The sequence below is a fragment of the Paenibacillus sp. FSL K6-1217 genome (assembly GCF_045040735.1).
Classification (GTDB): domain Bacteria; phylum Bacillota; class Bacilli; order Paenibacillales; family Paenibacillaceae; genus Paenibacillus_AQ.
The window spans coordinates 5,017,249-5,035,045 of sequence record NZ_CP150271.1 but is presented as its reverse complement, the minus strand read 5'-3'; the positions used below and the strand labels follow the sequence as shown (position 1 = coordinate 5,035,045).

General features: G+C 45.6%; 17 protein-coding genes. 16 read left to right on the top strand and 1 reads right to left on the bottom strand.

Annotation, left to right across the window (positions count from 1 at the left end; all coding sequences use genetic code 11):
• Positions 1-17 precede the first annotated feature (17 nt).
• The 15 genes from MHH28_RS22205 (at position 18) to MHH28_RS22135 (ending at position 16,107) form a co-directional block, all read left to right on the top strand.
• The gene (locus tag MHH28_RS22205; RefSeq protein WP_405105626.1) at positions 18-1,145 is read left to right on the top strand and encodes an extracellular solute-binding protein; all 1,128 of its coding nucleotides are present in this window, start codon (positions 18-20) and stop codon (positions 1,143-1,145) included.
• A 30-nt stretch (positions 1,146-1,175) separates the two neighbouring features.
• Positions 1,176-1,835, top strand: coding sequence for a dihydrofolate reductase family protein (locus MHH28_RS22200; protein ID WP_405105624.1), 660 nt, complete (start codon positions 1,176-1,178; stop codon positions 1,833-1,835).
• Positions 1,836-1,910: 75 nt separating this feature from the next.
• Positions 1,911-3,275, top strand: coding sequence for an MATE family efflux transporter (locus MHH28_RS22195; RefSeq protein WP_405105622.1), 1,365 nt, complete (start codon positions 1,911-1,913; stop codon positions 3,273-3,275).
• Between the two features lie 56 nt (positions 3,276-3,331).
• Positions 3,332-3,880 (top strand): MarR family winged helix-turn-helix transcriptional regulator, encoded by a 549-nt coding sequence (locus MHH28_RS22190; protein WP_405105620.1) that lies wholly within the window; start codon positions 3,332-3,334, stop codon positions 3,878-3,880.
• A gap of 127 nt (positions 3,881-4,007) precedes the next feature.
• Positions 4,008-4,517, top strand: coding sequence for a hypothetical protein (locus MHH28_RS22185; RefSeq protein ID WP_405105618.1), 510 nt, complete (start codon positions 4,008-4,010; stop codon positions 4,515-4,517).
• Positions 4,514-5,380 (top strand): SDR family oxidoreductase, encoded by an 867-nt coding sequence (locus tag MHH28_RS22180; protein WP_405105616.1) that lies wholly within the window; start codon positions 4,514-4,516, stop codon positions 5,378-5,380. The genes MHH28_RS22185 and MHH28_RS22180 overlap by 4 nt, the downstream gene beginning before the upstream one ends.
• Before the next feature lie 455 nt (positions 5,381-5,835).
• Positions 5,836-8,079: a DUF3656 domain-containing protein gene (locus MHH28_RS22175; protein WP_405105614.1), complete on the top strand. Its 2,244-nt coding sequence runs from the start codon at positions 5,836-5,838 to the stop codon at positions 8,077-8,079.
• 200 nt (positions 8,080-8,279) lie between these two features.
• Positions 8,280-8,474 (top strand): TetR/AcrR family transcriptional regulator, encoded by a 195-nt coding sequence (locus MHH28_RS22170; protein WP_405105612.1) that lies wholly within the window; start codon positions 8,280-8,282, stop codon positions 8,472-8,474.
• 34 nt (positions 8,475-8,508) lie between these two features.
• On the top strand, positions 8,509-9,192 hold the full coding sequence (locus tag MHH28_RS22165) for a response regulator transcription factor (protein WP_405105610.1): 684 nt from the start codon (positions 8,509-8,511) through the stop codon (positions 9,190-9,192).
• Positions 9,193-10,194, top strand: a complete 1,002-nt coding sequence (locus tag MHH28_RS22160; RefSeq protein WP_405105608.1) for a sensor histidine kinase — start codon at positions 9,193-9,195, stop codon at positions 10,192-10,194.
• Positions 10,195-10,295: 101 nt separating this feature from the next.
• The gene (locus tag MHH28_RS22155) at positions 10,296-11,234 is read left to right on the top strand and encodes a VanZ family protein (RefSeq protein ID WP_405105606.1); all 939 of its coding nucleotides are present in this window, start codon (positions 10,296-10,298) and stop codon (positions 11,232-11,234) included.
• Between the two features lie 24 nt (positions 11,235-11,258).
• Positions 11,259-11,942 (top strand): ABC transporter ATP-binding protein, encoded by a 684-nt coding sequence (locus MHH28_RS22150; protein ID WP_405105604.1) that lies wholly within the window; start codon positions 11,259-11,261, stop codon positions 11,940-11,942.
• Positions 11,939-14,530, top strand: coding sequence for an ABC transporter permease (locus tag MHH28_RS22145; RefSeq protein WP_405105602.1), 2,592 nt, complete (start codon positions 11,939-11,941; stop codon positions 14,528-14,530). Before MHH28_RS22150 ends, MHH28_RS22145 begins: the two co-directional genes overlap by 4 nt.
• Positions 14,531-14,692: 162 nt before the next feature.
• On the top strand, positions 14,693-15,133 hold the full coding sequence (locus MHH28_RS22140) for a hypothetical protein (RefSeq protein ID WP_405105600.1): 441 nt from the start codon (positions 14,693-14,695) through the stop codon (positions 15,131-15,133).
• Positions 15,134-15,327: 194 nt separating this feature from the next.
• Positions 15,328-16,107, top strand: a complete 780-nt coding sequence (locus tag MHH28_RS22135) for a hypothetical protein (RefSeq protein ID WP_405105598.1) — start codon at positions 15,328-15,330, stop codon at positions 16,105-16,107.
• Positions 16,108-16,214: 107 nt separating this feature from the next.
• Here MHH28_RS22135 and MHH28_RS22130 read toward each other — a convergent pair whose 3' ends face one another.
• A complete protein-coding gene (locus MHH28_RS22130) occupies positions 16,215-16,577 on the bottom strand; it encodes a winged helix-turn-helix transcriptional regulator (protein ID WP_405105596.1) in 363 nt (120 codons plus the stop codon).
• Between the two features lie 111 nt (positions 16,578-16,688).
• Between MHH28_RS22130 and MHH28_RS22125 the strand changes: the two genes are divergently transcribed.
• The gene (locus MHH28_RS22125) at positions 16,689-17,318 is read left to right on the top strand and encodes a nitroreductase family protein (RefSeq protein ID WP_405105594.1); all 630 of its coding nucleotides are present in this window, start codon (positions 16,689-16,691) and stop codon (positions 17,316-17,318) included.
• The last annotated feature ends 479 nt before the right edge of the window (positions 17,319-17,797 follow it).

Below are 17,797 nucleotides of genomic sequence, written 5' to 3'. Positions count from 1 at the left end.
AGGGAGAGAGGCTGCGAATGGAAAAGAACAATAAGGAAATCGTGCTATGGCATGAGTTTGACGGTCCGGGAGATACCTCGATTGAAGTGCTGGAGGGGATTTGCAAGCTGTATACAGAGCGCTTCAGCGTACAAATTACGCCACAAGTGATGAACATTACGGAACTGACTGCGCGCTTGAACCGAATCAAACATACCCGCCAAGGTCCGCATCTGGCGATGGTTCCTGCCGATATGTCCTCCTATGTCGACAATGGTCTTTACTCCGAGGTTCCGGGCGGGTTGTTTGAAGATGTGCTGACTGAGGAGGCCCTTTCCACGATGCAAATGGAGGGTGTCCAGTATGGTATCCCGGTCTTGCGGGGCAATCATCTGGTTGTATATTACAATCCGGAGATATACCCCAGTGCACCGGCGACATGGGGCGTGTTTGAAGAGGCAGCAGAGAGGTTAACCGCCCAAGGAATCGTACCCATTGGGGCGGATTTACAACAGGGCTATTGGTTTATTCCGTTCCTTACAGCTTTCGGTGGCTGGCCTGTACAGAATGGAAAGCCGAATATCGTCAGCCCTGAAATGAAGCAAGCGCTTGAGTTCATCCGCGACAAGATGGATCAAGGCGTACTCGTCAGTCTCGACGGTTCTACAGGACTGCTAGAGCAGTTCATTGACGGTAAGATCGGCGCTATTATTTGTGGAGAGTGGATTTACAACCATCTGGACAAGCATATGAACCATAGGCTTGAGGTTTGCCAGCTTCCAGTCATAGAAGGCCAGCAATCGCTATCTATGTCTTCTTCCATCGGCCTGATCTACCCGAATTTTTCATTAACCACGGAGGAGCGGGAAGATATTTTGTCATTCACGCGTTTTATGCTGAGTGACGAATGCCAAACCCTGTGGACTCAGGGCGTGCAGAGAATTCCGGCTCAGGAGCAGGTGCTACACCGCCTAAGTGCTTCTGCTGCACCTAATAAAAGAATGATTTTGTCGCTTTTAGACGACACACGGCCGATGCCGACTTACCCCTTCATGATCCACGTCTGGGAGGCGCTAAATGCGGGTCTGATTGAGTTGCCCTTAAGCAATCCCGAACAAGCCTTAAAAAAAATGGAACAGACCCTCCAAGCATCTTGGGGCGCATAAAAAAACTAATCAGATATGGGGAGAAGAGAAATGAAAACAACGATATTCAGCCAAATTTCAATCGACGGAAAGCTTACGATGGGAGCCGGGAATTCGAGTAAAGAGCTTTTTTCTTTATTTTCCAGTGAGGATATGGAATTCATCCATCTATTCCGGGGGAATGTGCAGGGCATTATGGTTGGTAAAAATACAATCCTGACCGACAATCCATTTCTTACGAATCGGTATGAGGAGAACAAAAATCCAATCCGTATCATACCGACGACCACCCTGGACATTCCGATGGACTGCAATGTGCTTTCGGATCAGGGAAAGACGATTATTGTCACGACCGAGAAAGGACGGGATGAAGGTAAGATCAAGCAGATCCGGGAAAGAGGGAAGGAGTGCCTCATCTGCGGCAAGGATACTGTTGATTTTGTGGAGCTTGAACGTCAGTTAGAGGAACACTACGGGATCACCAGCCTGATGGTCGAAGGTGGCGGATTTTTGAACTGGCATATTTTCAATCAGGATATCGTTGATGAAATTATTCTGATGCAGCTCCCGATCATCATCGGCGGCTCCACGAACATTACATTAGTGGATGGAGACGGGTATCAGCAATTGAGCTTTGCGAAGAAGTTCAAGGTTGTAGAAATTCAGCCAAACGATAATTACACACTCATGCGCTACAAAAAGGTGATATGACCTCACACTAAGTCATAGACTGCAATGGCTATGGATTAATGGAAAAATCTAGAATATGGGGGTTATGTACGAATCATGTCAGTGAACAAAGAGTTCTATAAAAGTGTGTATAAAATCGCTGTGCCCGTTACGCTTCAAAGCTTGCTGATGGCGCTGCTCAATTTGACGGATCAATTGATGGTCGGGCAGCTGGGAGATGTGGCCATTGCCTCGGTGGGCATATCTACCAAAATATACGGGATCATCGCGGTTGTCTTAGCCGGTTTATCGACGGGTGTATCCATTTATGCTGCCCAGTTTTGGGGGAACAAGGATTCCAAAAGCGTCTCTCAAGTGCTGGGTCTCGGACTGATCGCCGGATTCACGTCCTCTTTCCTGTTCTCTGCGGCTGTCTTTATGGATTCGCCGCTCTTTTTGAGCCTGTTCACTACAGACGTGAATGTAATAGATGAGGGGTACATTTTCCTTCAGGTCATGTCGATCGGCTTTGTGCCTGTTATGCTCACGATGATGTATTCCGCGATTTTGCGCAGTACGGGCCATGCCAAATGGCCGATGTATGTAAGTTTAATCTCAGTGGGTTTGAATATTATACTGAATTACGTACTTATATACGGCCATTTTGGCGCTCCTGCGCTTGGTTTGAAGGGCGCGGCCATTGCTACCCTTATTTCCAGGGTCTTAGAATGCTTGTTGATCATTGGTGCCGTGTACCGATATCGTTTACCGGGAGCTGTCGGGTTAAAGAACTTGTTCATCATTCCTAAACCGCTCATTCGCAAGTTTTTTGGAACGACCTATCCGCTGCTACTGACTGAATTGATCTGGGTATTGGGCGAAACGGTATATGCGATCATTTATAGCCGTATGGGGTCAACGGAAATGACTGCGATGACTATTACCTTCCCGCTGCAGGGTCTTTGCATCGGCTTATTATCGGGACTGGCCAGTGCAGCAGGAGTAATGGTTGGTAACCGTTTGGGTGCAAATGAAACTGAACTCGCGCTTGATCACGCAAAAAGGTTCATACGCCTTGGCATCATTATCTCTCTGATTGTCGGGGTTATTATTGCGGCAGGTTCGAAGCTGTATGTCTCTGCATTCAATATCTCCGAGGATGCTAAGCACATGAGCATGTATATCGTTATCGTGTTTGCTGGATTTCTTTGGGTCAAGGTGTCCAATATGATTATAGCTGGCGGAATTCTAAACAGCGGGGGAGACAGTAAGTTCGTGTTCAGCTTGGAATCGACTACAACGTGGCTGATAGGTGTCCCATCCGGGCTGCTGCTGTCCTATATCTGGAACCAGCCTGTCTACCTTGTGTATCTCGTCATCTCACTGGAGGAGGTTGTCCGCTTTGGCTTCGGCTACGCCCGGATTTACTCCCGCAGGTGGATAAGAAATCTAGTTCATGATGTGGCTGAAAAGGCTATGTAACAGACGACACTGCAATGCGGGTTGACACAAAAGTAATTAGGTGCCATACTAAATGTATGAACAACAATAATAGAAAAATAAATGACATGGAGGCAATACCCTCCCTTGTACAATCCAAGCGTCAGATTGATCGCTATAACCTGGACATAGACGCACAGGCTATACTCGTCGCATCTAGGCTAATGGCAGCGGGAGCCCAACTTGGTCAGGCCTCGGAGATTCATTTCTCCAGATTCGGCTTATCAACAGGCCGATATCGTGTATTGGCAGATCTCGAAGATTACGAAGGAGAAGAGTTGCCTTCGCAATTAGCAGAGCATCTAGGCGTTACACGTGCTACAGTGACTGGTCTGATCGACATTCTTGAACGGGATGGCCTAGTATCTAGACGGTTAAGCTCAAAAGATGGCCGCCAGAAATCCGTTATTTTGACGGAAGAAGGAGCGAAGAAGCTACGTGAAATGGCTCCTGAGCATTTCGCTTGGCTGGAGGCCACGGTGGGCTTACTCAGTATAGACGAGCGCAGCGTATTCCTCGACTTGCTGGGCCGGGTTACACTAGGCATCTCTGCCCTTATGGACGAACCAGGCTCGAAACCAAAATGAAACATCAGTAATGAGTAGAATGGGCTAGTAATGCTAGCCTCTTTTTACTCCTATATAGTTAGGTTCCTAATTATATCTCGCTGAAAGCACTCGACGGAATGATCTCAGAGAAGGAAGGGGCAACGAAATGAACCAGATGAAATACCCGAATCCGCCAGATGATGCTTACGGTATCAAGACGGTGGGTTCCAGAAAAAAGCCCTTTGCACTATGGCGTGAAGTTGTAATGGCCTATGCTGCTCCTGCCATCATGGCAGGTATTGGGGGATTGGTTACTGCTGATAGGGGGCTTCAAATCGGAGCATTGACCACAATCGGCGGTGCATCAGCTTTGATGGCCTTGATGATTGGCCTTATATTGCGCAGCCGGGTGGGTCATATGCGATGGGTCACAGGTGCACCTCACTTGGTTGTGGTAGGAGGGTTCGCAATAGCCGGGTCCTTGTATGGCCTATGCGCGGCATGGGTGACATCTGGTGTACTGGAACTTATGATGCCGGGCCATCACTTGGCCTGGGTCGATCGCGTCTGGACCGATTTCCCGTTGTCCGGATTCATAGCAAGCACGATAGTGACATGGCGGTGGCGTCTCGCCGTTACCACCCATTTGACATCCAAAAGGAGAAGAAAAAAATGATAGTTATTGTGGGAGCAACAGGTACGATAGGCAGTGCGCTGGTGGAACGTTTGGCTGATCTTGGCGTGCCCGTCAGGGCTCTGAGCAGAGAGCCGGAGAAGTTGCGTAAGCAGATCGGAGAAAAGGGCCGATCAGCTATTGAGGTCGTATGGGCAGATGCTGCTGACCCCGAATCGCTGCGCCGCGCATGTACAGGTGCCAGCCAGCTCTTCCTCGCCATGTCCAACAGTCCAAGACAAATTGAATTGGAAACTTCAATCATTCAGATTGCAGGCGAATCTGGAATCGAGCACATCGTGAAAATATCCAGCCCTGCCTTTGAGCAGAGCTCTCCAGTAGCAGTGGCGGGCTGGCATCAAGAAATCGAGCAAGTGCTGAGGGAATCAGGTCTCACCCATACCTTGTTGCGCCCTTATGCATTCATGCAAAACCTAATGCGCTTTGCACCAACGATTACAACCCAAAATGTTTTCTTCGGCTCCATGGGCCATTCACCCTGTAACTTCATTGACTGCCGCGATATCGCAGATGTTGCCGCAGAAGCTCTAACTAACCCTGAGGTCACAGGCCAAATATATACGCTTACGGGTTCAGAGATTTTCAGCTATCCTCAGATCGCGGCCCGGCTGTCCGCCCTGCTCCATCGGCCAATAAGTTATATCAATATGGAACCCCAAGAACTACTCCGTAATCTTATCGAGCACGGGCATATGCCTCCTTGGCTGGCGAACCACGTTGTGGAGATTCAAACCATGTCCAGGGTGGTTCCAGAAAGTCCAAATGACACGGTGAGGCGCCTGCTCGGCAGAGAGCCGCGCAAGCTGGAAGCTTTTCTGCAGGAGTATGTGGAGAATTTCCGGTAGTGGATGTCAATGACACGGGGTTGTGAAATCACACCCTTTTGGATAACGTATCAACGATGGTTACAAAAAGGGAGATTAGCAGTTACGAACAACTGTTAATCTCCCTTTTGCAACCCTGCTATTCAAAGAACACGATAAGACTTTGTCTCCAAATGCTTTAATATCCTCCAAGTAGTCGTACCCTGGTGGATTTGGACCTGCTTGATTGTACATTCTAACCGCGACTAGCCGATGTTCAGGAATAACCAAACAGGTACAGCCAGTTAGTCCCAGCATTTTCACCTCTGTTTATAATAGACATGCCAGTATGGAATATAAAAATTTACATAAGATTCAAGAAACAAAAGCGCAAGCCATTGGTTTGTGCTTTTTGCCGCAGCTTAAGTGTAGTTCATATTCTATGATGAATGGTGCTGAGTTTGAGCGGTTAATGAAGTAGGGGGTAAGGATCATTTATGACTGAATTATTAGCGCCAGCAGGAAATATGGAAGCTTTGAAAGCTGCAATATCTAATGGTTGTGATGCAGTATACTTAGGCATGCAAAAATTTGGTGCGCGCGCCTACTCATCTAATTTCGATGTAGATTCCTTAAAAGAGGCTGTTACGTATGCGCATCTGAGGGACGTTAAAATCTATGTTGCCATGAATACCATCGTGTTCGAAAACGAAGTGGAAGAGATGAAAGCGCAGATCCGCGAATTAAATGAAATCGGTGTGGATGGCATTATCGTCCAGGACCTGACGGCTTTCGATTATATCGTTAAAAACTTTCATGATATGGAAGCACATTGTTCCACTCAGATGGGAATAGACGATGTAGACGGAACTTTATTATTCAAAGAACTTGGTGCGAAAAGGGTTGTTCTGTCCCGTGAGGTTAAGATTGAAACAGTCAAAGAGATCAAAAGAGTAGCTGACATACCATTAGAAATTTTCATTCACGGTGCTTTATGTGTATCTTATTCAGGAAACTGCCTAATGTCAGGACTAAGCGGCTTTCGGTGCGCAAATCGCGGAAGATGTGTGGGTTCATGCCGTAAGGAGTACGATCTGCTTGATAAGACAACAGGTACATCTTTAGGCAAAAGCTATATTTTATCCACTAAGGACTTGAACACCATCGATTATATCGATGATTTAAAAGAAATTGATTCTTTAAAAATAGAAGGCCGGATGAAAGTGCCTACGTATGTGGCTAATGTGGTATCCAAATATCGCATGGCCTTAGATCATAAAATTACCGAAGCAGATAAAGAAAATCTGAAAAAAACATTTAATCGCACCTTTACCAAAGGATATTTGTTCCACGAGGACCGTAGGAATATTACAAACATCGCAAGACCTAATCACTTTGGTTATGAGATTGGAACCATTAGCAGGATTGAGAAGGACAGGTATGAAATCACACTTACACGTACCTTGAATCAAAACGATACCATCCGGATAAATCATGACAATGAAGATGTTAATTTGACGGTTGCCAAGCTATACAACAAAGACGGCGACTTAATCAACACAGCAGCTGATGTCTGCTATATCAAAGTCAAAGAAAAGATGTCTGCGGGAGATGTGGTCTATAAAACGAAGGATTATTTCTACCACAAGGAATTAGAAGCATCGCTGGAAAAAGAATTTAAGCGGTTTGACCTAGATATTAGCGTATATGCATATCCAGATTCAAAGCTTGTCATAGAGGCGGAGGGCTTAGGCTTTAATTATTCCTATGAAAGTGAGGAAATATTAGGCGAAGCTATTAATAATCCAACCACCAAAGACCAGGTCATCAAGCAATTCTCCAGATTAAATGATACGATATTCGAACTTCATCAGGTCGATTATGAGGAAGGCAATGCGTTTATTCCAGCCAAACTGTTAAATGCAGCAAGAAGAGATATTGTCCGGGGCTTATATGACCTAAAGCTTAACAGCCAGCAGAAAAGAACCAAGGTCATGGAAGCAAAAGAAAAAATAAGCTTTGCCCCTGTACAACCATACCTCACGGCTTCTGTAACGACTAAGGAACAGTATGATGCTTGCGTGAGCTGTGGAATTAAGGAAATCTATTTTGACAATGTGGTTAGAAGAAACCAGAACGATTATCAGGAAAAAGAAGGGCAGCTGCTGATCGGAGGATATGGCGGAATTCATCACTACAGAGGAACCAATCCGTTCGTTACGGACTATTCTCTAAATGTTATTAATGCTACTAGCTGCTATGAACTATATAAATTAGGGGCCAAGCGAGTCACTTTATCTTATGAAATGAATAAGAGCCAAATTGAAGATGTATTGAATGCTTATGTTGAAGAAAATGACGGCTCTCCTGCGCTGGAAATGATTGTGTATGGCAAGGCTCCATTGATGTTCACCAAATATTGTCCGATGAGAAAAATGAATCAATGCAGAGTGTGCAGAACGAAGAGCTATGAGTTAAAAGATGAGCAAGGAACGTTCCCTATCCTTTCCCATGAGGATTGTACAGCGACTATTCTTAATGGGAAGACGCTTAATCTGCTAGATGAGCTGCCGAACCTCAAAGGAATCGAGGCGCTCCGGTTAAACTTCACAGTTGAATCTAAAGAGCAGGTTGTAAACGTCATTCATATGGCCTCAGGCAAATTAGATGGCTCAATGAATCATGCTGTCTTTAATCCGGAAACCGACACAAGAGGACATTTTAATAAAGAGATTGTGTAGGCAGCATCAAATGTATAAAGAAATAAGCTAACGTCAAGGGCCATCCTCCGAGGGATGGCCCTTAAACTTGCCGTTACAGACAGCGCGGTGAACCTTATCATCAGGAGCCGGTATTTGCATCATGCCAACCATGGACTGAGATTGGATCACGGTCCATGTAAAAGGCTGTGAAGAAGCTGCTCTGCTGCTGTATTAGCCGGATGAAAAAAATGCCTCCAAAAGCAGAGGTCACTAAAGAACAGGTATCCAATGCAGCGTTTGAGTTGACTAGACAAGAGGGATTTGAGATACTGACAACCAGAAATATCGCTCTAAAACTGAAATGCTCTACTCAACCAGTGTACCGATTGTACAGGAGCATGGAAGAGGTCAAAGAGGATGTTTTCATTCATTAAATGTTCTAAAATCAATCATAAGGATGACCTTCAGATGAAAATATTATTAGTTGAAGATGATAAGACGATCGCGTCAGGACTGGAATATTCGCTTCAGCAAGAGGGTTATTGGACCGTTCTCTGCCATGATGCCGCTTCAGCCCGAAAGGTGCTCGCCGAAGACATCGATCAGTTCACTTTGTGCCTGTTCGATTTACAGCTTCCAGACGGAACTGGCTATGAATTATGCAAGATGGTGAAGGAACGGCGGGATATCCCGGTCATTTTCTTAACAGTGATTGATGATGAGGTCAATGTCGTGATGGGGCTCGATATGGGAGCCGATGATTACATTACCAAGCCTTTTCGGGTTCGCGAGCTTCTCTCCAGGATCAAATCCGTCTTGCGGAGATACCAGAAGCTGTCCCACGCCGGAGCAGTCATCGACATTGACAATGTGCGCATCCATACGCTGGAAGGCAAAGTATATAAAAACGGTGACGAAATTTCGCTAACCGCCTTGGAATACCGCTTATTGCTGATCTTTGGCAACCATGTTGGACAGGTCCTCACGAGGAATCAGCTCTTGGAGCAAATCTGGGACGTGGCCGGCGACTTCGTGAATGACAACACGTTAACGGTCTATATCAAAAGGCTAAGGGAGAAGCTGGAGGATAATCCGGAGCAGCCTGCTCTGATCAAAACGGTACGCGGTTTAGGCTATAAGGTTGGTGATTAGATGCTGCGCAATCGGGAAAATCTAATATTATTACTCGTTATGGGCTCGATCAGCTTATCGGCGATCGTCATTGCTGCTTTCATTTCGTCTGTCGCCGCAGCCCTGGTTATTATTGTATCCGTGCTGCTTACCGGCACAGCTGTATTATTCACAAAACGGAGGTATTACGAGCTAGAGAAGCTGTCCGTCTATTTGCGGGCGATTAGCAGCGGCCAGGCCTCCCTTGACCCCCGCGATAATCAAGAAGGTGAGCTTAGCATCTTAAAGAATGATATTTACAAGGTGACGCGCATGCTCTCCGAGCATCGTTCGCTATTGCAGCAGGATAAGCTTCAACTGACCGATGCCATCTCCGATATTTCACATCAACTCAAAACACCGATCACCTCTATGACTGTCATGGCAGATCTGTTAAGCGCCCCTGATCTCCCTCCACTCAAAAGAACGGAGTTCACCCATCATATCCGCATTCAGCTTGAACGGATCGATTGGCTTGTTTCATCCTTATTAAAGCTGGCGAAAATGGATGCGGGAACGATCCCGTTCAAAAAAGACCGAATACACATGAAAACCCTAATCCAAAAGGCACTGGAGCCAGTTATGATTCCGATGGATATTAAGGGACAGACCGTTTCCATCACAGGGGATGACAACGTCTCTTTTGACGGCGATCTCCATTGGACTGCTGAAGCGGTTATCAATATTTTGAAGAATGGAGTGGAGCATACACCTGAGGGCGGTGCGATTACCATCACTTTTTCCGACAACGTGCTATTTACGGAAATCGTTATTGCTGACAACGGAGAGGGCATTCCGAAAGAGGATTTGCCTTATATATTCAAACGTTTTTATAAAGGAAAGAATGCTAATGAAGGAAGCATCGGTATAGGGCTTGCGATGGCTCACAGCATCATTGCAAGCCAGAACGGCGTGATTGATGTAACGAGCGACAGCGGGAGGGGTACAGAGTTTCGAATCAAATTTTATAAGCATGTCATTTAACAGCACTCCGTAAGTGACTGAACTGTCACCTCCAAAGTCACTGTAAAGTCATTTTAGACAGATAAAATGATATTTATCAGATGAACGATGGAGGTACAACCATGCAAATGAAGCAGCAGCGCAAGATTACATTTATTATCACGATAGGCTACACCCTGATTATTCTTTATTTTATGCTTTTTGCTTTCGGCAGAGCGGATACTGTAGATCAAAACAGTCAGTACACCTTTATTTTTTTGCCGGACGGTTTTTTTAGGGTGCCGGGTCTTTCCGATCTTCTACATCCGACACTGATGGACTTGGTAGGTATTGGAAACTTTGCAGCCTTCATACCTTTTGGCATCCTGTTTCCACTGTTATACCGCACCAGCTTTGTTCGCTTCATGGCAGGGTTTATCCTGTCCATTCTTGTGCTGGAGACCATCCAGGCCCTAACATTCCTCGGCAGCTTTGACATGAACGACGTCATAACGAACTCAGTGGGCGCTGCTATTGGATTCGGGGGCTACAAGATTGGCTTCCGTACAAAAAAATACTGGAGAAATATCACTGCTACAGGAATTGCCAGTGCTGTCTTAATGCTCGGCGTGTGGGGGGTCTTCGGAGTAGTGGATCAAGTGTTCACTAAAGAATTGGCCCCTTTTGTAGCGATCAACGAATGGAAAGATAGTACCGGAAATCGATTAACGGGAACCAAACAGGACAGTTTTAAGATTGGCGGTCAAGACGTGGCACCCAAGTATAATGTGTATGGCACCGAAGGTAAAAAGAAGGAAACCTATACGTATTCGCTAGGCAATAAGGGAGAACTGTATCTTAGCTTGAATTATGGAATTCCTGATCATAAGGATTTTCAGGGCAGCCTTAAGGTTACCGTTGACGGGCATGAGCTCCTGTCTGTATCTGCAGAAGATCAGCTTCATGAGCCGGATAATAGGATCCTTCATCTCACCGGGGCTAATGAGCTTAAGATAACCATTGATGGGAATGAAACCCTTTGGGATGTTGGATATAAAGAGATGGTATATTCCTGGAATTGAGCATCTAGGGAGGGAGGGGTGGCAATGGATATTTTAACCATTGAAAATTTGTCCAAAATATACGGCACAGGCGAATCGGCGGTGAAGGCGCTGGATGATGTTTCCTTTTCGGTCCAAAAAGGTGAATTCGTCGCCATTATCGGACCTTCCGGATCGGGGAAATCGACACTCCTTCATATGCTGGGCGGTGTGGATCGGCCGACTGGCGGGAAAGTGTATGTTCAGGATACGGATATGTATACCTTGGACGAAACGCAGCTGGCCATCTTCAGACGCAGACAAATCGGGCTGATCTACCAGTTCTTCAATCTGATTCCCGTCCTGACGGTGGAAGAGAATATTACGCTGCCGCTCTTGCTGGATCAACAAAAGGTAGATCAAAAGCAATTGGCTGATCTTGTGAATAAGCTGAATTTGCAGCATCGATTAAACCATCTGCCGAATCAGCTATCCGGTGGACAGCAGCAGCGTGTCTCGATTGGCAGAGCGATCATCGGCAATCCTGCGATCATGCTGGCCGACGAACCCACCGGGAATCTGGACAGCAGGAATAGCAGCGAGATCGTTGATTTATTGAAAATGCTGAATAAGACCTATCATCAGACACTGATCGTAATTACGCATGACGAACGGATCGCCCTGCAAGCCGACAGAATCATTTCGATTGAAGATGGGAGGATTGCCAAAAACGAGGTGATCAGGCGATGAATATTGTCAATACATTAACCATCCGGCATCTGAAGCAGAACAAGAGACGAACACTTATGACTATTTTTGGCGTAATTATTTCGGTATCCATGATGACTGCTGTTATTACGCTTATTTTTTCCTTTGCGGATTTAATGATCAGACAAACGATCTCAGATACAGGGGAGTGGCATATTCAGTATCAGGATATAACCAAGAAACAGCTTGCAGCGATACAGGGCGATGATGCAACCAAAACGGTTGCCATCACAAGAGACCTTGGGTATGCCCCATTAGAAGGGGGACAAAATTCCAATAAGCCGTACTTGTTCATCAAGGAATATGATAAGCAAGGGTTCACACAATTTCAGATTGAAATAAGCAAGGGACGTCTTCCGCACACGGATAAAGAGGTTGTGATCTCCGAGTCTGTTGCAACAAATGGCAAAGTGAAGTACGAAATCGGCGACCGTCTGACGCTTCGCGTCGGCGACCGATTCGAACAAGGGGGCGATCATCCCCTGGATCAGACGGAAACGCTGCGCAGGAAAGACGGCACATTGACCGAGACATTACAGCATAGCGTAATTAGGGATTATACGGTGGTAGGTTTCATTAAACGTCCGTTGTCAGAAACGGCTTGGGCCCCGGCTTATACGATCATTAGCTATGTCGATGATCAAATCATCGGGGGGGACGATCGGGTCGATGCGTCTGTAGTCTTGCAGCAGGTCAATCCGTTCTTGTTCGCACATGCGGAGAAGCTGGCTGAGAAAAACCAAATTAACACTGTCCAATTTAATAATGATTTGCTTCATTATTATGGCTTGTCCAGTAGCGGAACCTCATCCAGTATGATGTTCTCATTATCGGCAATCATTATGGGGATCATTATCATTGGCTCGGTTGGACTCATCTATAACGCCTTTGCGATATCCGTCTCGGAACGTTCCCGCCATTTAGGGATGCTCGCGAGCGTGGGGGCGACGAAAAGGCAGAAGCGAAATTCCGTATTCTTTGAAGGGATCGTCATTGGTTTGATCAGCATTCCCATTGGCATCTTATGCGGTCTTGCCGGAATCGGAATCCCCTTTACCTTCATGAACACAATGATTGAAGGGGCATTATGGACTAGTGAAAAGCTGAGGCTTATCGTCACGCCGTTAATGCTCTTGATTACTTGTCTTGTTTCGATGCTGACGATTTTCGTTTCGGTGTATCTCCCGGCGGTTAAAGCATCCAGGGTATCTCCCATGGACGCGATTCGCCAAACCACTGACGTAAAGCTTACGGCCAAAGCAGTGAAGACGTCGAAGATCATTCGTAAGCTCTTCGGAATTGAAGCAGAAATCGGGCTGAAAAACTTAAAAAGGAACAAACGAAGACATCATGTTATTCTTTTTTCGCTTGTCATCAGCATCGTTTTGTTTTTGACGATATCGTTTTTCACGACTGGCCTGACACAATCTCTGGCATTGTCGCTGGAAGGCATCAATTACGATATTGAAGTGTCGTCCAGGAATGGCGAAAAACTAGATGACCGGTTGATGCAATCGCTTGTATCTCTGGATGGCGTCACGGAATACAGCGTGAGTCATGAGTTAGTCAGGAACGCTTGGGTCGATGCAGCAAGCATCGCCGACGAATTGCAGGAGAAGGTTAAGCAGGATAAGAGTATGCTGCAAGACGGGAAATACCCTTACGAAATTAAGCTCTATGCACTAAATGATTCGAGCCTGCAAGCCTATGCCAGAGCGGCTCACGCAGATTACGAACAGCTTACGGATCTGGATCATCCCGCCGCAATCGTGATGGATACGATTCGTTACAAAGATATAGATACGGGGAAATATATTCAGACGAAGTCCATATATGCGAATATCGGACAACCTATCGAGCTAACGAGTTTTTTTAAAGCGAGCGGGGAAGAAACGAAGGCAAATCAAGTGATAGTTGCCGCATTGACGGATCAGGCACCGATGGGGATGAGCCCGATAGGCGTAGGCGGGTTAAATATGATCGTGTCGGAACGCGTCATGAAGCGGCTGGCAGACGGCGAGGAGCTGGCTAAAGCTTCGATGTACCTCCATTTGAAAAGCACGGAACCGGTGAAAACGCAGCAGGAAATTGAAGCGATGAATGAGACCCATCTGAATGTCTACAATGTATATCAATTCAGAATAAGAGAAGAACAACAGATTCTGCTGATGAACGTCTTTTCTTACGGTTTTATCGTATTAATCTCTGTGATTTCCGTTGCGAACATCTTTAATACGATCTCAACAGGGCTGGCTCTTCGCAAACGGGAATTTGCGATGCTGAAATCCGTAGGCGTGACGCCAAAGGGGTTTGCCAAAATGCTGAACTATGAGAGTGTTTTTTATGGGGTCAAGTCGCTCTTGTATGGGCTTCCTGTCAGTTTCGCCGTGATGGTTCTGATCTATAAAGCATTTGCGAACAAATTCAGCTATGGGTTCACCCTGCCCTGGATGAGCATTCTGTCTGTCATTGTGTGTGTATTTGTCATTGTCAGCTCTGCAGTTGTTTATTCCGGAGCTAAAGTAAAAAAGGAGAATATTATTGATGCATTAAAGCAAGAGAATATATGAAGTTCCATTTACTCACCTTCCCTTCACTAATTACTATACAGAAGCTATCATTGAAATACCCTGCAATGCTTGCCTAAGTTTGCAGGAATATGCTATGTATTTTGTAAGTAACGGCGAAAAATCAGGAGTATTAATTGAGTGAACACAAGGAGGGATACTGGGATGAGAATGCCAAGTGACAGCGAGCTGACATTGCTATTCGAAGGAGATGAGCAACAGCTGCAGCAATTTACTTTTGCATACAGCATCATTGTAGATTGGGGAGAAGAGGACGAGGAGATCGTCCGGTTGTTCGGTAAACGGCTTCCAGATGAAACGGTCGAGGTAACTTCTACGGACAAAGGACTGGATGTTATCTACAATGGACAGTTGCATCCAATTGCGCTTACCTTTACCGGAAATGACCGCTATATCACGATTCGCGGCTTTCAGGAGCTAATTCGGGACAAATACGAAATTCGACTGTTTGAGGCCTCGTATCTTTCCGATACGCACGAATTTTTGATTTTACCGAAGCGGCAGTGGGAGGAGCTGGATGCCCGGTATCCGGTGCAGAGCAGAGAGATATTCCGTGTCATTGATGAGGAGCTGGATTTCCCGTAACTTTCACCGATAGACTGGTTAGTCTGAACCTTAGTAAGAAATAAGTAGCTATACGTAATTTCATTTGACCCCCCCCCCAACCAGTGCTATTTTTACTCTAGAATATCAAAGGCAATGTAACCTTAGGGTTCAACCTCGCTGAGAAGTGTGGGGTTGGGCCTTTTTTGCATTCCGATAAAGGGAGGAATATTAGCATGCTACGGACAGAGTTACTTTTACAAAGACTGGATGAGATTGGGGGGACGCTCGGACGTAAGGGCGGGGCGCTTCTGCTGCTGGGTGTGGGGTCGGTGGGGGTGGAGCTGGAGCGAATGGATGAGTATTCGGATTTGGATTTTTTTGTTATTGTGGAAGCAGGGCAGAAGAAGAGGTATATTGACCGTCTGGATTGGCTGGAGGAGACGTATCCGCTTGCCTATGCTTTTAAAAACTCTGATGTGGGCTGCAAAATCTTGTTTGAGGATGGAATTTACGGCGAATACGCGATATTTGAGGAGCGAGAGCTGACTGACGTGTCTTATACGGAGGGCCGGGTGGTGTGGAAGGCTCCGCTGTACAGCAACACGGCTATAGCCAAACCGCGCAGACCGATGCCGAGTCAAAAGTGTGATTCCTTAGACTTTCCGCTGAACGAAGCGTTAACCAATCTGTACGTGGGGCTGGGCCGTTATGCCAGGGGAGAGCGCCTGTCTGCGGCACGGTTTATTCAGGGCCACGCGATCGACCGGATTTTGTCGGTGCTTCATCTGCTGGAGCCGGAGGTGGATTACTTCCCTGATCCCTTCGGAAATGAGCGCCGTTTAGAGAAGCGGTACCCCAGTTTTGCCGACAAGCTTGGCGGTATGCTGCAGGGATATGATCGTGTACCCGAGTCGGCACTATGCATTCTAGAGTTCATTGAAGCCGTCTATCCGGCCAATCCAAGACTAAGCACAGAGATACGAGACCTGGTTCACAAGCTTACTGCCAGATAACGTTAAGCTGAAATAAGTAGCGGCAAGTTTGTTGAATAAGTAGCAAAGGGCACCTGCTTGGGCGTCCTTTGCTTTAAGGAATCAGGGGTTTCTGCTTCATGTTTCGATCACAGTGATTTAGAATGTTCGCAGATTGTATGGTTACCTGCGGTGATCCCCTCTCTTTTAAGATGGTTATCGCCCGCATCACACATTTCTTTTAGTAATGGAAGGAATGTCCGGCCATAGTCTGATATGGTGTATTCTACTCTAATGGGAACCTCGTCTGCATATACCGCGCGATTAACTAATCCATCCTGTTGCATTTGCTTTAATTGTTCGTTTAGAACTTTATGTGAGACGCCTTCACAAATCTTGAGTAAGTCTTTTGTACGCTTATGCTCATATCCTAATTGATACAGGATAATGCTTTTCCATTTACCACTAATGATATTTTGTACTACATCAAAACCTGTATTTATTTTATTCATGATATCCTCCTTACTTTGAAGTAACCTAGTGACTATAAAGTGCAGTATTTTCAATTGCATACGCTCCAGATAATATGATTATAACAAATCTAAGCTATGGGGGGCGTTAAAGTGAGTTTGCAGGATATTATTTTACAAAGGAAATCAGTCAGACATTATGATCCAAACTATGCGATTGAAAGAAAGGAAATACTTGATTCGATTGAACTGGCAGCCAAATCACCAAACGGAAATAACATTCAGAGTACACGCTATTTAATCATCGAAGATAAGGAGTTACGCGCTAAAGTTAAACCCATTGCATATAATCAGGAGCAGGTTGAAACCTCCAGTTATTTGATTTTGATCTTGGGGGATTACCGTGCTTTTCATGCTGAGAATATCCATGCTATTCAAGAGCAGGCTTTGGAGAAAGGTTATTTCACTCAAGAGACTAGAACGTATTTAACAAATGCAGCCATTGGTTATTATCAGAACATGTCTAATCAAGATTATGTAAAAGAGCTGGTCCGCGATGGCAGTCTGGCTGCAATGACCTTAGTCCTTATTTTGAATGAAAAAGGTTACCAGACCATCACGATGTCAGGTTATGATAAAGCTGCCCTTTTTGAAGAGCTCAATATTCCCCAGCACTATGAAGACATTATGTTATTAAGTGTGGGCAGAGGGATTCAAGAGGGTCATTCTACTATAAGACATGATGTTGAGGATATAACGTTTATAGATAGGGTACCTTCGTGATCGGATATGATCGCTATATCACGATTCGCGGTATCCAGTGCGGAGCAGGGAAATATTCCATGACATCGATGATGAGTTGGATTTTCCGTGATTAGAACATGATGAATTTATAAGGAGCGGAGCATCATTTGATGGTGGTGTCAGATTCGATTGATGCGGAAGAGCATGATTCGCCATTGATAAAAAGCTGCAAAAGGGTGCAATGAAAGGGTGGTATTACCAACTGTCCCCCCGGGAGATCATTCATAGCTGGGTTGAAGTGCTATATGAAAGCAAGTGGTTGAATATCGAAGGGTTTATACTGGATATTCCCTATTTGACCAAGCTTCAGCAAAAATTTGAACAGTGTAGAATAACAGTGGCGGCCTTCAAGGCCGCTTTTTTCTGTCTCCGATAGTCCCGTTAAACTATGAAATGAGCGGAGATAATCTGCAGGTTTCGACAATTGTTTAGAAAATGTATAGGTCCCTATTTTACAA